We start from the raw sequence: 16222 nt of genomic DNA, 5'->3' as shown, positions 1-16222 counted from the left end.
GTGAAAGTAACGGGTATTATGGACCTCCGTCAAGAAAGTGGACACTAAAAAATGAAATTAGACTGCTTTTCGTTTGAATCTAGCTGCAAACTGAACCGGCGATACGTAGCCCAGAGCACCATGGATTCGCTTGCGGTTATAAAAAAATTCAATGTACTGGTAGATGCCATCATAGGCTTGTTTCTTCGTTTTGAATCGGGTACAGTACACAAACTCTTTTTTCAATAGGCTGTGAAAAGATTCAATGCAAGCATTGTCGTAGCAGTTGCCTTTGCGGCTCATGCTGGCCTTCATGCGGTATTCAACCAAACGTTTACGGTAGTCGGCTGAGGCATACTGTGAGCCTTGATCCGAATGGTGAATGAGACCTTTCTTTGGGCGTTTGGCCTTGTAGGCGTCTTCTAGAGCGCCCATTACCAGATCTGTGGTCATCCGGTCGTCCAGCCGCCAGCCTACGATTTCCCGGGTGCATAGGTCAAGCACGCTGGCAAGGTACATCCGTCCTTCCCGGCAGGGAATGTAGGTGATATCCGCGACCCATGTTTGATTTGGCTTTTCGGTGGAGAATTGTTGGTTTAGCAGATTAGGTGCAACCGGTAAGGTGTGGTTGGAGTCGGTCGTGTTTACGCGGAATTTCTTTGCTACACAGGAGCGCAAGCCCAGCTCTCTCATGTATTTCCCTACGGTACGCTCACTGATCTTGTGGCCTTCGCGCTGGAGAAGAATCGTGATTTTAGGACTGCCGTAGCAGCCTCCTGTATCGTCAAAATGATAGGTAATTCGCTGAAGAAGCAACGCCTTTCGGGTCGCTTGTGGGCTTGGTTTTGCCGTTCTCCATTTGTAATAGCCGCTCCGCGATACCTCAAGGACACTGCACATCTTCTCCACACGAAACCGGGAGCGATGATCTTCGATGAACTGAAATCTCAGTTCTTTGGATTGCTGAAGATGTGCACTGCTTTTTTTACGATGGCCATTTCCTCCGCCATATCGGCTAGTTGCTGTTCTTTTTCCCGCAACTGTCGTTCCAGTTCTCGTACCCTTTCGGCGCTGGCCACGGGCTCGTCTGGGAACTGCCGGAACTTGCCCAGCCATTGATGCAGGGTTTTAGCGGGGATATCCAGCTCCTGGGCCAGTTCCGCCACCGTCTTGGTCTGCTCCTGGATGTACTTTACCGTCTGTTTTTTAAATTCATCATTGTAGCTTTTTCGTGTTCCACTCATGTGGACACCTCCTCGTTAATCTCATTATTCCTGTTCTCTTAAGGAGTGTCCACTTTTAACTCTAACAGCATTAATCCCGTTACTTTCGCAGTGCCCAATCAAGTACGCCAATTGGCGAAACCTGGCAGTTTGACCAACAGTCCGAACCGGAAATTCCGGAGACGGGCTGTTTATTTTTTCCGGCAGGCGCATTATGATTGAAAGAAAGGAAAAATTAGGGGGTTATGAGATGTTTGAGAGTTTTGAGCTGGATGATAGAGTGCTGCATAGCAGTGGGTTTAAGCAAGAGGAGGTTCTACATAACCTGATTCACCGCATTGCGGAGTACGCGGATGCGATCAAGCTCAAAAGCATTGATGACCAACTGATCTTTACCCAATCGACAGGTCACAATGCCTGGTTATGGGTTTCGAAGGAGCTTGAAGTACAGCAGCGGGACGATTTGCTGCGGCAGCTGGCGGAACGGGTGAAGGATAGTGGAATCCCCGGAATCAGCGCAGAGCCGGAGACGGCCAAGGCATTCGCGGAAGCTTTTTGCGCGGCCAAGGGGAAACTTTATCATACCTACATGATGCTAAAAGCCTACCATTGCCCGGAGGTGCGGAAACCCGGCCATGTCAGTGGGTCGCTCTTGCAGGCTGGTGAGGCCCATATTCCGGTGGTCGCGGAGTTTACAGCCAGATTCGTTGAAGATGCCTTCGGCACTTCTGAGCAGCAGGAGAATTTCCTTTCCTATGCGGATGAAGCGGTTCGTGCCGGCAACCTGTATTTGTGGGTTGTGGAAGGCGTACCTGTATCTATGGCGGCCATCGCACACCGCTCAGCGAGACATGTCCGGATTAATGATGTCTATACGCCGCGCACTCACCGTAAACAAGGGTATGCCAGCGCAGTAGTGGTTGAACTATGCCAAATATTGCTCGCCGAAGGCTTAACTCCGGTGCTGTACGCGGACGACAAAAACCCGGATTCCAACAAGGTCTACCAAACCGTAGGGTTTGTGGAAGCAGGGCAAATTGCAGATATTAAATTCGACTGAATACATGTGTCATAGTCTGGCAATATCAAGGGCCTGGGCTGAGACATCTGGAACTTTCAAAAACGCAGCGTAAAAGGTGCAGAATTTCATAGTGGGCGCTAGTGCTGAAAATTTGACTTGCAACCCCTGCGTTGACTATGCTAATAGCAAGTGCAATTTATCACACTTACAGATAAGTCTTTGTATTAGGGGGAAAGCAGTAATGGAAAGGGTGCAGGTATGGCCTGAGAGGTTTAAAAAGTTTTTTCTAAATAACAAATTTGTGGTTTCTTTACTGATTACTTTACTTATCGGGGTTACGATTCTAGTGTTCTCCAAGGTCCCGTTTATCTTCAAGCCGGTATCGGTCCTGCTGCACACAGTGGCGGCTCCGCTGCTGCTCTCAGGAATCGCCTACTACTTGCTGAATCCGCTGGTAGACCGGCTGGAGAGAAGAAGCAAAGTGAAGCGTGCCTATGGGATTGTGATTCTGTATCTGTTGATCGCCGGAATTATCACACTGATTCTGCTGACAGTCATTCCGATAATCCGCACCCAGCTGCTTGGACTGATTGATAATTTCCCTAAATACAGTGAGCAGATTCAGCAGGAATTCGTTAATCTGACCGGCAGTGAGCAGTTCGAGCGCATTCAGGGGAATATTGGCATGGACTTCACTGATATTACCAGCAAGGTGACAACATGGGCCACCTCCTTTCTGAATAACGCAGTGAATGGCGTTGGCAGCTTCGTTGGGGCATTGACCGAAATTGTTCTGGCTGTGGTAACCACGCCATTTATCCTGTTCTACCTGCTCCGTGACGGCAAAAAGCTGCCTGATTACCTGATGAGGTTCATCCCTACAGGCTTGCAGCCGCAGACTCGGGAAGTAATGTCCGAGATGAACAGCCAGGTGGCTTCCTATATCCGCGGACAAATTATCGTAAGCTGCTGCATCGGTGCGCTGCTCTATATCGGGTATTTGATTATCGGGCTGGAGTATTCCCTGGTGCTGGCGATCGTTGCAGCCTGTACGGCGGTAGTTCCCTATTTGGGTCCGGCCATTGCCATTACTCCAGCCTTGATCGTTGCGATGGTAACTTCTCCGTTCATGCTGCTGAAAATGATCTTCGTCTGGACTGCGGTCCAGCTGATTGAAGGTAAATTTATTTCGCCGCAGATCATGGGCAAGTCGCTGAAGATTCATCCGATTACTATAATTTTCGTTATTATTTTTGCCGGTAAAATGTTCGGCGTATTTGGCATTATCCTGGCTGTACCGGGATATGCCGTGCTGAAGGTGGTCGTTACCCATGTCTTCCAGTGGTTCCGTTTCCGCTCCGGATTATATCAAGTGATCGAAGAAAAAAAGGAATAACGGAAAGGATGATTGTTTTATGACAGGACCCGTGGCAGAAACATTATATGGGAAGCTGCAAGGAACACAAAGTGACGGTGTGAACATCTGGCGCGGAATTCCTTTTGCCGCCCCGCCTGTGGGTGAGCTGCGATTTCGCGCGCCACAGCCGCCGGAGCCATGGAGTTCAATTAGAGAGGCCAGGGAATTCGGCCCGGTCAGCCATCAGCCTGTCAGTACCGGCAGCACCCGATTCGGAGGTACAACTCCGGAATATTCCGAAGATTGCCTGTACCTGAACATCTGGTCGCCAGCGGCTGAAGGTGAAGCTCTGCCGGTCATGGTATGGATTCATGGAGGCACTTTTGTAACCGGAGCCGGCAGCCAGCCGATGTTCGAAGGTACCCATTTGGCCAGTAAGGGCAAAGTCATTGTGGTTACCGTCAATTATCGGCTGGGACCGTTCGGTTTCATGCATTTGTCGCCGTTTGGCAGCGGCTTGGCCTCCAATGCCGGTCTGCTGGACCAGATTGCCGCACTACAATGGGTGCAGGGCAATATTGCCGCGTTTGGCGGCGACCCGAAACGGGTTACCCTCTTCGGCGAGTCTGCGGGCAGCATGAGTATTGCCGCGCTGCTGGCGATGCCTGCGGCAGAAGGCTTGTTTGCCGGAGCTATTATGCAGAGCGGGGCTGCACAGACCCTGAAGGCGCAGCAAGGTGAAGAGATTGGCGCAGCTTTTCTGGCCGAGCTCGGGATTCGTCCAGGCGGCGATACCACACTGCTGGACACGCTTCCGGCAGAGCAAATATTGAAGGCAGCGGGGGCGATGGTTTACAAGCTGTCCGGCAATGCGATGAGCATGCTGTTCCAGCCCGTTATTGAGCCGGATACATTGCCGGCAGATCCGGCGCAGGCTATTGCCGAGGGTGTAGCAAGCGGTATACCGCTTGTGATCGGGACGAATCTTCATGAGGGCAACCTGTTCTTCCGGGGAAGTGGTTCTGCAGAGAACTTTGACCAGTCGCTTCAATCTCTGGAAATGATGATGGGCGTAGAGAATTTAGCTGAACTCGCGCTTCATTATCCCAAGACCGTGGAGGGTCAAGCCGATTTTCTGACAGATCTCTTTTTCTGGGACAGCTCCATTTCTATCGCTGAGCGGCAGCATTGCTATGCCCCGGTATGGATGTACCGGTTCGACTGGACCATCCCCGGCCATCCGCTGCTCGAGAAGGCTGTTCATGGTGCGGAAATCTGCTATGTATTTAATAATTTATCGCACATGGCGCATTATGGAGTAGAGGTTACTCCTGCTATGGAGAGTTTGTCGGATGCGATGCTCTACGCCTGGACAGCCTTTGCCCACCGTGGCGATCCGTCGGTGCCGGGCCTATCTTGGCCGCAGTATACACTGGATAACCGGGCTACCCTGATCTTTGAGCAGGACATCCGCATCGTGGCTGATCCGGATCGGAAGAAGCGGACACGGCTGCTGTCAGCACAAGAGAGCCCGCCTCAAGACTCATCTACCGGGACGTTGTCAGAATAGTAGTTGAGCGAAGTTGCTTGTTGTACAAAAAAAGAAGACCGCATCATAGAGAAGCAGCAGGGACTCGGGTATCCGTGAACCTGCTGCTTTTTTGTGTATCTGCGTTTGGGGTAGAGGAGTAGTCCAGAAGTTTATTTTACCGGGGTATAGCCGGTTTTTTCCACCAGCTCCTGACCCTCGGGGGAAACTATCCAATTCAGAAAAGGCTGGATATGCGGATTGGAGCTTCCTGCGGTCACGGCATAAAATTCGGAGGCAAAAGGATAGGCTCCGTTGCGAATACTCTCCCTGCCGGGTTCAACCCCGTCGACGGCCAGCAGCTTGATCTCGTTATTGCTGTTCATCTCCGAGGCGTAGAACAGGAAGCTGAAGCCAAGAGCATTTTTATAATTACGGTAGCTGGCGGTCTGGCTGATAATGCCGCTCATCACATCCATAACATCTTTTTGCGGAGCTGCCATGAGCGGTGTGCCCTCCATGATTTTCTCAAGCATGGTCTGGCTGCCGCTGTTTTCTTCCCGCTGGAATGCCCGGATCGAGTCCCGTTTGCCGCCTACCTGTTTCCAATTTGTCAGCTTGCCGGAATAGATATCCTTGATTTGCTGTGTGGTCAGTCCGTCCACCTTGTTCCGCTTATGAACGAAGAAGACAAATGCCTCGCGGCCAATGGGCGTAAGAACTAGCTCTTTGCCTGCTGCTTTGGCTGATTTCTGTTGGGAGAGAGAGGGGGCTGCTGCAAAAATAATATCCGTATCTCCATCGATCAGACGCTCATAAGCAGTGGAGGTCGAAGTGCAGGCTACCGTACTGCTCTCAAAATCATATACGCTATAGTCGTCCTTCGGGTAGACGGCTTGAACAAATGCCGAATATAGCGGGTAGAGTGCGGTTGCACCGTCCAGCCGCGGAAGCTCGTCTGTGATCTTATAAGTGGAGGTTTGGTCCAGTATGGCTATCTTGGATTCCGGCTGGAAAGGTTTATATTTCTCCAGAGAAATCTCCCGGTCATTCACTTCAGCGAGGCTGTTCACATAAGCCTGATTGATTTCATAAACGCCTGCCGCCAGTAGACATACCCCGGCGAAAGAGGCGAATACGATCCGCCGGATACGCAGATTGAACAAGTCAAAGATCGCCAGCACCGCATAAACTGCAAGGGCAAAAGCGGCAACAGCGGAAAGCGGGGCATAAAATTGCATCCCCCCAAACAAGGAGATAACGAAATAGGCGATAGTTTCGGCAAATGCAATAGCGGCTACAGCGATAAATGATAACGGCAAGCTTGTTCCAAGTGGTCTTTTCATAAGGGCCTCTCTTTCAATGGATGAAGAATATGGATAATTCACATAATTCTATTATAACTTAATGAATTCAGCAGGAATTACAAAAAAATATCATTTATATGGCATGAAATGCGGTGATGAATGAAAAAATGTGTATATTTTCATAAAATACTGGACGAAATTCATAAACGGGAGTATCCTGAGATTGTGAAAAAAATAACGGAATACAAGATTCTCGGGGTAAGGTGAAATTCCTGACCGGCGGTGATGTTCAAAGCGAACTCAGCCCGCGACTCCTTCTCGCTGTCAGCAGCGGAAAGGACTGATCTGGTGACATTCCAGAGCCGACGGTAAAGTCCGGATGGGAGAGGATCATAAGATAAAGACGACAGGTTTATTCCTGATGGTCTTTATTGATAATGACCCCCGATGGTTGCCCCTCATAAGGCAGCGCGGGGGTTTTTGGTCTCTTATCGAGGGTTTGTATCGACAAGGAGAATGGAATTATGAGTAATCTAACTGCTACAACTTCGGAGGTGCGTCAGGCGCCGCTTCGCGGCGGGTTCTGGCTGGTTGTGCTGGGAGCGGCGCTATGGGGCGTCGATCCGCTGTTCCGCATCATCCTGCTCAAATCAATGACCTCTTCACAGATCGTTCTGCTGGAGCATGTTGTGCTCTTTCTGGCTGCCGCTCCGGTACTTTGGCGGCATCGCGCTGAACTGAAAGGAATTCGTCTGCGTCAGGCCGGAGCGCTAATGGTTGTATCTTGGGGCGGCTCCGCCGTGGCTACGATTCTCTTCACCAAAGCCTTGTCCAGCGGAGATCTCAATGCGGTGCTTCTGCTGCAGAAGCTGCAGCCGATCTTTGCCATAGGACTGGCGGCTGTCATCCTTAAAGAACGCCTGCCCCGAAATTTCGGACCGCTTATAGTGATTGCACTGGCAGGGACTTATCTGCTGACCTTTGGCTGGACCGCACCCTTCGGACATGTGAACAGCTTCATCAGTGTCGGCAGTCTGCTGGCACTCGGTGCCGCTGCCTTGTGGGGCGGATCTACAGTAATGGGCCGCTATTTGCTGGGTTCAATGAAGTATGAAACGGTGACTTCACTGCGGTTCATTCTGGCATTGCCTCTCTTGTTCGTCGTCACTGCTATGGAAGGTGCTCCCTGGCAGGTACACGGGGGACTGGGCACTTCAACGGCGATTGCGATCAATCTGCTGCTGCAGGCACTGCTGCCCGGACTGCTTAGTATGCTGCTGTATTACAAAGGTCTTAACACCACCAAAGCTTCCGTTGCCACCTTGGCAGAGCTCAGCTTCCCGATGACGGGAATCCTGATCAACTGGATTTTCTTCGATCTGCTGGTCACCTTGCCGCAAATTATCGGCTTTGCGCTGATTTGGACCGCACTGTTCCTTATTTCTAATCAACAGAGCCGTCAGGAAGCACTCAATTAGAGCGGGGCGGCTTTCTGAGTATAAAGTAGGCCTGAGAGGGGGAACCCCCGGGCTTTGAGTAGAAGAGGAGGATGTTCCCTTCAGCCATACGGCTGTGGGAGACATCCTTTTTTTCAAAATATAAGAATTGATATGCTGCACGCTATAAATTATCTTTCTATTTCTCGCTGATACGGATACCGTCCTTTTGAGGACGGCGAAGCCGTTTCCACTTGTTTCAGCCCATCCGGAGAATTTCGTTCTTCCAAGTTTGCGAAACATCCATATTGGCTGCAAAAACTGCTGAAATGTTGCGTAAGTGAACTATATGGCTATTTGTGAAGCATATACTTAAATGGAGACCAGCCTGAAATCCGGCAGGATTTCTGTGCAGCGTACGGTGATTGGTACTGGGCTTACGCTGCTCATTACGTTCCTTGCAGCCTATCCGCTGTCTAAGGGGAATTCGGTCTTTAAGAGCCGCACAAGGTATGTTAGAGGAAGAGCTAGAGCCTCTTACTCCGCATATGCCGAGTTGGTAAATCCAATGTATTATGTGCAGCAGATGGGTCCAGTTTTCCACTATATCAGCGATCTATTGCACTTTGTACAGCTGATTACTGCAAAGATGCCTGTTTATCGACAAAATGCGGTAATCTGCTGCAGGAAATGCAACAGAACGCTATTTTGAAGGCGAATAGAGAGAATCTGCTGTACTTACTGCAATAGAACTAACTCATATGGCAGTTGCGGCAGCTTAGAGAATTCGACGATTTACATCACTGAATTTAGAAGAATGAACGCAGCACCAATAAACAAAGGGTAAGGCAGACAGGGGGAAATCGCCCGGTCTGCTTTTTTGTGCGCCTGTCCAGCACGCTAGCCAGTCAATTGGTAGTTGATACGGTGCTTTTCCGATACCGATAAACAATCGGAACTTATGCATTTTTTGGATACTAATCCGCAGGAACAGATCAATGGAGGGTGTTTCGGTGTGCTAAAGAGGCGATGCCTTAACTTGAATTCTGCTGGCCTGGAGTAAAATTAAGCCTTTTCTCCCATACTACCGTTATTCTTGCGTCTCATCCTGCTTTTCACGACAACAATAGGAGGTGTACGGATGAACACTTATTCGGCTCCCGCCATTTACATACAGCTTAAGAATCGGGTAACGGTGCCCAAAGGGAAAGGGGTCACGCTGCGGGATATCGCTTATTTAATCACCGAGCCGGAGTGGAGGGAGCCGCTGTATTCAATTCTGCTGCTGAAGCCGGCACAGAGTGACGGAAACCTCATTCTGATCGACCTGTTGACGGTTATCCCGCATATTCACGAATTGATACCGGGTGCTGACATCCAACCGATTGGCGAGGGGCGGACGATAGTGCAGATTGAAGGGCCGGTCGAAGCACGTAAACCTTCGGTTGCGCTGTTTGTGCTGGTGTGGCTGCTGCTTTTTTTCGGATCGGCGCTGACGATTATGAATTTTCATGCCGATGTCAGCATGCAGGAAGTGCACGTTCGTATCGTGGAGATGCTGACCGGACGGCGGGATGACCACCCCTATGTGTTCCAGATTGCCTATTCGCTGGGCATCGGGTTTGGCATGGTGATTTTTTTCAACCACCTCTTTAAGAAAAAATGGAATGAGGAGCCCACTCCGCTCGAAGTGGAAATGTTTCTTTATCAGAAAAATATCGACCATTATGTAGTCCACGAGGAGTATAGCAAAATGAATCGCAGCGGAAACGATCCATCAGGACCTAAAGAGGATGGAACATGACCGCGCCGATTACACTTGGACTGAATTTGCTGCTCGGAATCGCCGGGGGGATTGCGGTAGGCGGAGGGGTGATCGCTCTGTTTATCGTGCTTGATATGGTGCCCCGGCTGGCCCAGCTGACTTCCTCCTACGACAAAGTTCATTGGTATGAAGGGGCGATGATCGGGGGTTCTCTGCTTGGCACTATGAGTGATTTCTGGAACTGGCGGATTTGCTCAGGTCCTGTGGTCGAACTGGGAGTTGGGCTGTTTGACGGGATATTTGTCGGTATGCTGGCCGCTGCTTTGACAGAGGTTTTGAATGTGCTGCCGATCTTGGCAAAACGTCTGCAAATGACGCATTATCTGTTTGGGCTGCTGATGGCCATGGTATGCGGCAAGGTTGCAGGGGCTCTGTTCGACTTCTTTGTATATCAATAGTAGAAGGGGGTTATGGAGTGGTAAGGTATATTCACAGCGGTGATCAGGTAAATGATAAAAAAGCAAAAAATCAGCCTGCTGGCCCGGCTGCGCCTCAGGCCGGCAATGTTGGTGGCGGGACATCTGGAGCAGCTCCGGCAAACGGAGCTGAGAGCTATGCAAACCAGTCACCGAATAATCTTGGGGAAGCTCATACGGGGACTGCCGGCCGGCCCGGAGAAGCCAAGGCTGCGGGCGAGTCATTGTTAAGTCAGGAACAGCCGGTACCCGCTTCAGGTTCTGTATCGGCAGGCGCTACGGAAGCCGGAGCAAGCGCCACTGGAGATCATGGCCTGCAAGCTCCGGACGGAGCGGGTATATCGAAACAGGAGGGGGCACCGGGAGGAAGTACAAATGCATCCGGGGAACAAGAGGCACCACAGTCAGGCACAGCCGGTAATATCGCCGCAGACGGAAGAGGTACCATCAGTGCAGCGATTGTTAGTGCAGCGGCAGCCGCACAAGCTCACAGCACGCAAGCAAATGACACGAAGGCCAGCGTAGAGGAGGATAGCCGTGCGGAGTCTGGAGGTGCGGAAACTGGCGGCGCGGAAGCTGGCGGTACGGAAGCAGCAGGGGGGACGTATGCGAATGCTGGGGGTGGTGCGGCAGACAGTAAGGGTAATGGCGAGACGGCTGGCGGCAGCAACGCGGTTACTGGTGAGACACAACCGCAAGACGCGGAGAACTCCGGAAGCGGTGTGAGGGAGTTTTTTAGCACATTATTCAGTAAAGAAACAGAGGCAGAAGTTACATCCGGCACCGATGCCGGCAATCAGGACGTGGAAGCTTCAACTGAGCTCGACACGGGGAACCAGAGCAATGGTGATTCCACTGCGCCGGGTGCGGGTGCCGATAAGGGAACAAACAGCAGTGTGGACATTGGTGTGGACGCCGGAGCAACCGGGTATGGCGATCATGATCTGCAAGCCTCGGATGGAGCGGGAACACCGGATCAGGAGGGGAGCAACCCGCAACAAGTGGCCACGCCTTTGGCAGAGGGCAGTTCAGATACGGAAGCAAGCAGCGCAGCGGGAGAAAGTGCAAAGGGAGCTGGAGGACAAGTGACGGCGGCGCAGGCTGGCGGCAATGCCCCTACGGCCGAGACTGGCAATGCAGCAGCAGGTTCAGCCTCCACACCCGAAGCCGATAATGCAGCAGCTGAAGCGGAATCGAAAAGACCGGAGGATGACAGCGCAGTGTCCCCCGGCACAGCTGATCCCGGGGATGAGACCGGCAGCCAGCCGCAGGATATGGAAGCATCAGATGAGCTGGGTGCAGAGGAGCCGGAGAGCGGCAAGAAGGGTTTTTTCGCCAGACTGTTTAGTGAAGAGCCGGATACTGAGGAAGATGCTGAGTCAGACGATGAATCAGGAACGGGGAGTCAGGCTGGAGCCGGAACTACGGCTGAGGCTGGGAGCGGGAAGCAGTCACAAGCGCAGACCCAGCAGCCGCAGAAGTCCAAAAAAGACAAGAAAAAAGCTAAGCAGGAGGATGCTCCACCCCAGGGGAAAATCGACCCGCTGCAATTAAAACGGGACAACGAACGCTCTGATTCGCTTGAAGAATCGGTTATATACTGGCAGGGTAATGACAAAGTTTCACCGAACCTGGAGCATACCAAAAATACACTGGCTGAGGTCATGGGGCTGGGTTCATCTTTTGATATCGTGTTCAGGGAGATGTCCTTTGCCGGCCGCAATGCAGCGCTGCTATGCATCAGCGGGTTTGCCAAGGATACGATTATTGACGAGATTCTGAAGCGGCTTACCTATCTGACACCGGAAAATGTCTCCACTGATGTGCTGGCCAGCTTCATGACAGAATACATCCCCCACGTGCAGGTGGAAAAAGGTGAGCTGCTGAGCGAAAGTATCAATAAGGTTTTGTCGGGAATGAGTGTGTTCTTCATTGAAGGCGAGACCCAGGTTATTATTATGGATACACGCTCGTATCCTTCGCGAAATCCTGATGAGCCTTCTATTGAACGGGTGGTTCGCGGGTCACGGGACGGGTTCACGGAGACACTGCTGAGCAATGTTGCACTGGTACGCAGACGAATCCGCGACCCCGGACTGAAATACGAGATGCACCAGGTCGGCCGCCGGACGCGGACGGATGTCTGCGTAGCGTATATTGACGACATCGTCGACAAAACCCAGGTGAAGGCTGTCACTGACAAAATTAAAAGTGTGGATATCGACGGAATCCCACTGGCGGATAAGCAACTGGAGGAGGCGATCGTCGGCAGAGGCTGGAATCCTTATCCGCTGGTCCGCTATTCAGAGCGCCCGGATACCGTAGCTTCTCATCTGCTGGAAGGCCGGGTCGTGATCTTTGTAGATACATCACCAAGCGTCATCGTCCTGCCGACCACGTTTTTTGATCTCTGCCAGCATGCCGAGGAGAACCGCCAGACTCCGTTTATGGGGACTTACCTGCGCTGGGTCCGGTTCATCGGAATCTTTGCTTCTATGTTCCTGTTGCCATTGTGGATGCTGATGGTCATTCATCCTGAGCTTTTGCCGAAGATGTTGGACTTTATCGGGCCGCAGAAGACAGCTGAAATCCCGCTTCTGGCCCAGTTCCTGATTGTCGAGCTTGGGGTTGACCTGCTGAGAATGGCGGCGGTGCATACACCGACACCCCTTGGCTCCGCCATGGGTCTGATTGCCGCTATTCTGGTGGGAGACATCGCCGTACAGACCGGACTGTTCGTGAATGAAGTGGTGCTGTATATGGCGGTAGCCTCCATCGGGATGTTCGCGACGCCGAGTTATGAGCTTGGACTGGCCAACCGGATTGTCAGGCTTGTGCTGCTGGTCGCCGTTGCTGCGTTCCAGGTACAGGGATTTATGATCGGAACCACACTGATCATCGTTCTGCTGACCCTGCACCGGTCCTACAATTCATCTTATTTGTGGCCGTTTATACCATTTAATGCAAAAGCGATGGGCGAGATCATCCTGCGCCAGCCTGTGCTCAGCTCCAAAACAAGGCCATCCTTCAACAAAACAAGGGATAATACACGAATGCCGCCTGTCCAGGAGAACGAGAAACAATCGTAGGAAAATACAAATCAACTGCAAATTAGTCCATTCTATGGTGTTCCCTCTGTCTGCTATACTGAATACACTAAACAGCCCCGTAAAAAGCGGAGTTTCTGCTCAAGCAGCTATCTTTCAGGAACTCTGCGGGGCCTAATAACATACAATAGACAGGGTGGAACAAGACATTCCACAGAAATTGGAGGACTGAGTAATGTTTTTACACGGGACGAGCCGAATTAATGATGCCGGACATTTGGAGATCGGCGGATGTGATGTGACGGAATTGAAAGCGGAATATGGAACCCCGCTATATATAATGGACGAGCAACTGGTCCGGCGCCGCTGCCGCGAGTACATGGATGCGTTTACGGCCTCCGGTCTTGAGTTTCAGGTGGCCTATGCCAGCAAAGCCTTCTCCGTGATGGCGATGTGCCGGTTGGTGGATGAAGAAGGATTGTCGCTTGACGTGGTGTCTGACGGGGAACTATACACGGCGCTGCAAGCGGGTTTTCCTGCAGAGCGTATCCACTTCCACGGCAACAACAAAACACCTGATGAAATTGAGATGGCGATTGATGCCGGTATCGGCTGCTTCGTAGTGGATAATCTGGTTGAACTCAGCCTGCTGCAGAGCATTGCCTCGCGCAAGGAAGTGAAGGTGAACATCCTGCTCCGCGTTACGCCAGGGGTAGAAGCTCATGCCCATCATGCGTATGCTTCTACAGGCCAGACCGATTCGAAGTTCGGCTTTGACATCGGCAATGGTTCCGCTCAAGAAGCGGTAAGCCAGGCTTCAGACAAGGCCAATTTGCAGCTGCTGGGTGTGCATTCACATATCGGCTCGCAAATTTTTGAAACTGAAGGGTTCCAGCTTGCGGTGGAGCGGATCGCTGATTTCACCCGCAAGGTGAAGGAAGAGCTTGCGATTGATTTCCCTGTCGTCAATCTCGGCGGCGGCTTCGGCATCCGCTATGTGGAGGGTGATACACCGCTGTTGGTATCCGAATATGTAGCGGCAATTACAGATGCGGTGAAGACGCATTTCGCAGGAATCGGCGGCAAACTGCCGCAAATCTGGGTAGAGCCGGGCCGCAGCATCGTTGGGGATGCAGGTACGACGTTGTACACGGTAGGAACCAACAAGGAAATTCCGGGAGTCCGCAAATATGTCGCCGTTGACGGCGGGATGACCGACAATCCGCGCCCTGCACTATATGAATCCAAATACGAGGCGCTGCTTGCCAACCGTGCCACGGAATCCAATGAAGAAACAGTTTCGATCGCGGGCAAATGCTGCGAGAGCGGCGATATGCTGATCTGGGATGTGGAGCTTCCGAAGGTGGAGAGCGGTGATCTGCTTGCCGTAGCCTGCACCGGTGCGTATAACTATTCCATGGCCAGTAATTATAACCGGATCCGCCGTCCGGCCGTCGTTTTTGTACAGAACGGACAGAGCGATGTAGTGGTACGCCGCGAGAGTCATCAGGACATTACCGCCAACGATATTGTGCCGGAGCGCATCGCCAAGCAGGCTGTTACGAAGTAGGTCTTCATCACCGCAAGGCTTAATGTGTAGAATAATTGGAGCAAGCGGGAGTGACTCCCGCTTGCTTTGCTTTGTGCGTGGTTTCATAGTAAACTAAGAAAAGTGTTCTACATCTGTTATTTCGAAAGGGGTCATTTACATATGGCAAAGCAAGCGAAAATTACACTTGAAAACGGCGGCGTAGTGCTGCTGGACTTGTTCGATCAGGATGCTCCAAACACCGTAGCCAACTTTGAGAAGCTGGCAAAAGACGGTTTCTACAACGGTCTGGTCTTCCACCGCGTTATCCCTGGTTTCGTAGCACAAGGCGGCTGTCCTAACGGTTCAGGCTCCGGTGGTCCAGGTTATACGATCAACTGCGAAATCAACCCGAACAAGCATGAGCGCGGAACGCTGGCTATGGCGCATGCCGGCAAGAACACTGGCGGAAGCCAGTTCTACATCTGCTATGCACCGCAGCCTCACCTCGACGGAGTGCACACTGTATTCGGTAAAGTCGTAGAAGGCATGGACTATGTTGACTCTTTCCAGGGCCGCGACAAAATGACTTCGGTGGAAATTATCGAAGCTTAATTCAAATGAACTAAGGGGCGTCATACGTCCCTTACTGCTATTCATAAAGCACCCGGCTGGGATCCCAGCCGGGTGCTTTTGTGCGAATTTATATGCTTCACGCTATAAATTATCTGTTTCTACTTGGTGCACCGCTTCAAAGGATCCGGCTTCTACGCCGGTCCCGGAGAGCGGAACGCAGCGGCAGCCTGAAAAAGAGCAGATACATCAGCAGAAAAAGAATAAAGGCAAAACCCTCTTCGACCAGCAGGTAATAAGGATAAGGGCCGAAATAATCCAGTACGGAAAAGGTGCCGGGTTTATGCGCCAGGAACATGTAGTTCGATCCCAGCAATGAATTTGCGGCATAGACACAGGCAGCGACTAAATTCAGGCAGAGCATGGTGAAGAAAAGCGAGCGCCAGGTTGGCCTATACCCTTCGACCCAGGTCATATAGAGAGAGGCCAGAATAATCGCGCCATGGGCCGTAAAAAACAGCAGAAAGCGAAAATGGGGATAAGGATACACCAGGTTAGGCGTCAGCAGGGCGATAAAAGCTCCGCCAATGCCGGCAAAGTAGAGAAAGAAGTAGAGCCTCCGGCTGCGGGTAAGCAGCATAATGACGGACAAGAGCAATGTAATCCCGCATAACTCCAGCGGCAGCGAGGACTCCTTCTTCCAGATCCCCTGCGAAAAGTACCATACATGCAGTCCGGCTTCTGAAAAAAGTAGGACGAATACCAGCAGCAGTTTCACAAACCGGCGGAGTGATGGACGGGAACGAAGTGCAAAACGCGACCAGAACAGCACCAGGCAAACCAAGGCCACAACAGCCAGAGCAGCCCAGTGTGACGGCGAAAACATACTGAAATCAGTCTCATGCCGCCGTGCGAAAAATGAGTCGAAGTTCACAGAATACTCTCCTTAGGACCCGTGGGTTATTTTAACAAAAATAAATAT

At 51.6% G+C, this 16222-nt stretch carries 12 protein-coding genes, 2 pseudogenes and 1 riboswitch; of the genes and pseudogenes, 10 read left to right on the top strand and 4 right to left on the bottom strand.

Going from position 1 to position 16222, the window contains the following annotated elements; genetic code table 11:
• Positions 1 to 57: 57 nt before the first annotated feature.
• Positions 58 to 915: an IS3 family transposase gene (locus tag NSS79_RS22945; protein WP_342440378.1), complete on the bottom strand. Its 858-nt coding sequence runs from the start codon at positions 913 to 915 to the stop codon at positions 58 to 60.
• A gap of 11 nt (positions 916 to 926) precedes the next feature.
• Complete coding sequence (locus NSS79_RS22940; protein ID WP_340893796.1) at positions 927 to 1223, bottom strand: transposase; 297 nt, start codon at positions 1221 to 1223, stop codon at positions 927 to 929.
• Positions 1224 to 1452: 229 nt separating this feature from the next.
• On the opposite strand from NSS79_RS22940, the gene NSS79_RS22935 reads away from it, so the two are divergent.
• The 3 genes from NSS79_RS22935 to NSS79_RS22925 all read left to right on the top strand — a co-directional run bounded on the left by NSS79_RS22935 (position 1453) and on the right by NSS79_RS22925 (position 5150).
• Positions 1453 to 2262, top strand: a complete 810-nt coding sequence (locus NSS79_RS22935) for a GNAT family N-acetyltransferase (protein WP_342436276.1) — start codon at positions 1453 to 1455, stop codon at positions 2260 to 2262.
• 202 nt (positions 2263 to 2464) lie between these two features.
• On the top strand, positions 2465 to 3619 hold the full coding sequence (locus NSS79_RS22930; RefSeq protein WP_342436275.1) for an AI-2E family transporter: 1155 nt from the start codon (positions 2465 to 2467) through the stop codon (positions 3617 to 3619).
• A 19-nt stretch (positions 3620 to 3638) separates the two neighbouring features.
• Complete coding sequence (locus NSS79_RS22925) at positions 3639 to 5150, top strand: carboxylesterase/lipase family protein (RefSeq protein WP_342436274.1); 1512 nt, start codon at positions 3639 to 3641, stop codon at positions 5148 to 5150.
• A gap of 131 nt (positions 5151 to 5281) precedes the next feature.
• On the opposite strand, the gene NSS79_RS22920 is transcribed toward NSS79_RS22925, so the two are convergent.
• Complete coding sequence (locus NSS79_RS22920; RefSeq protein ID WP_342436273.1) at positions 5282 to 6454, bottom strand: substrate-binding domain-containing protein; 1173 nt, start codon at positions 6452 to 6454, stop codon at positions 5282 to 5284.
• A gap of 206 nt (positions 6455 to 6660) precedes the next feature.
• A riboswitch (FMN riboswitch) is annotated at positions 6661 to 6810 on the top strand.
• Between the two features lie 129 nt (positions 6811 to 6939).
• Between NSS79_RS22920 and NSS79_RS22915 the strand changes: the two genes are divergently transcribed.
• The 7 genes and pseudogenes from NSS79_RS22915 to NSS79_RS22885 all read left to right on the top strand — a co-directional run bounded on the left by NSS79_RS22915 (position 6940) and on the right by NSS79_RS22885 (position 15282).
• On the top strand, positions 6940 to 7893 hold the full coding sequence (locus NSS79_RS22915) for a DMT family transporter (protein WP_342436272.1): 954 nt from the start codon (positions 6940 to 6942) through the stop codon (positions 7891 to 7893).
• Positions 7894 to 8254: 361 nt separating this feature from the next.
• Positions 8255 to 8356: pseudogene (locus NSS79_RS22910) on the top strand (carbohydrate ABC transporter permease); the annotation flags it as partial.
• 636 nt (positions 8357 to 8992) lie between these two features.
• Entirely contained in the window at positions 8993 to 9655 is a 663-nt protein-coding gene (locus tag NSS79_RS22905) for a stage V sporulation protein AA (protein ID WP_342436271.1), read from the top strand.
• A complete protein-coding gene (locus NSS79_RS22900) occupies positions 9652 to 10074 on the top strand; it encodes a stage V sporulation protein AB (RefSeq protein ID WP_342436270.1) in 423 nt (140 codons plus the stop codon). The genes NSS79_RS22905 and NSS79_RS22900 overlap by 4 nt, the downstream gene beginning before the upstream one ends.
• Positions 10075 to 11636: 1562 nt before the next feature.
• Positions 11637 to 13181: pseudogene (locus tag NSS79_RS22895) on the top strand (spore germination protein); the annotation flags it as partial.
• Positions 13182 to 13374: 193 nt separating this feature from the next.
• The gene (gene lysA, locus NSS79_RS22890) at positions 13375 to 14709 is read left to right on the top strand and encodes a diaminopimelate decarboxylase (RefSeq protein WP_342436269.1); all 1335 of its coding nucleotides are present in this window, start codon (positions 13375 to 13377) and stop codon (positions 14707 to 14709) included.
• A 141-nt stretch (positions 14710 to 14850) separates the two neighbouring features.
• Entirely contained in the window at positions 14851 to 15282 is a 432-nt protein-coding gene (locus NSS79_RS22885) for a peptidylprolyl isomerase (protein WP_038594618.1), read from the top strand.
• Between the two features lie 136 nt (positions 15283 to 15418).
• Here NSS79_RS22885 and NSS79_RS22880 read toward each other — a convergent pair whose 3' ends face one another.
• Positions 15419 to 16174, bottom strand: coding sequence for a TIGR02206 family membrane protein (locus NSS79_RS22880; RefSeq protein ID WP_342436268.1), 756 nt, complete (start codon positions 16172 to 16174; stop codon positions 15419 to 15421).
• Positions 16175 to 16222 lie beyond the last annotated feature (48 nt).

It is taken from the genome of Paenibacillus sp. FSL L8-0436, from assembly GCF_038593025.1.
Lineage (GTDB): Bacteria > Bacillota > Bacilli > Paenibacillales > Paenibacillaceae > Paenibacillus_AQ.
The sequence above is the reverse complement of the archived record's forward strand: the minus strand, read 5'-3'. Positions and strand labels throughout refer to the sequence as shown.

Bases quoted from the DNA above. Each gene is read 5' to 3' on its own strand.
- lysA (WP_342436269.1), top strand. From the start codon at position 13,375: ATGTTTTTACACGGGACGAGCCGAATTAATGATGCCGGACATTTGGAG.
- NSS79_RS22905 (WP_342436271.1), top strand. From the start codon at position 8,993: ATGAACACTTATTCGGCTCCCGCCATTTACATACAGCTTAAGAATCGG.
- NSS79_RS22920 (WP_342436273.1), bottom strand. From the start codon at position 6,454: ATGAAAAGACCACTTGGAACAAGCTTGCCGTTATCATTTATCGCTGTA.
- NSS79_RS22915 (WP_342436272.1), top strand. From the start codon at position 6,940: ATGAGTAATCTAACTGCTACAACTTCGGAGGTGCGTCAGGCGCCGCTT.
- NSS79_RS22935 (WP_342436276.1), top strand. From the start codon at position 1,453: ATGTTTGAGAGTTTTGAGCTGGATGATAGAGTGCTGCATAGCAGTGGG.
- NSS79_RS22900 (WP_342436270.1), top strand. From the start codon at position 9,652: ATGACCGCGCCGATTACACTTGGACTGAATTTGCTGCTCGGAATCGCC.
- NSS79_RS22925 (WP_342436274.1), top strand. From the start codon at position 3,639: ATGACAGGACCCGTGGCAGAAACATTATATGGGAAGCTGCAAGGAACA.
- NSS79_RS22940 (WP_340893796.1), bottom strand. From the start codon at position 1,223: ATGAGTGGAACACGAAAAAGCTACAATGATGAATTTAAAAAACAGACG.
- NSS79_RS22930 (WP_342436275.1), top strand. From the start codon at position 2,465: ATGGAAAGGGTGCAGGTATGGCCTGAGAGGTTTAAAAAGTTTTTTCTA.
- NSS79_RS22885 (WP_038594618.1), top strand. From the start codon at position 14,851: ATGGCAAAGCAAGCGAAAATTACACTTGAAAACGGCGGCGTAGTGCTG.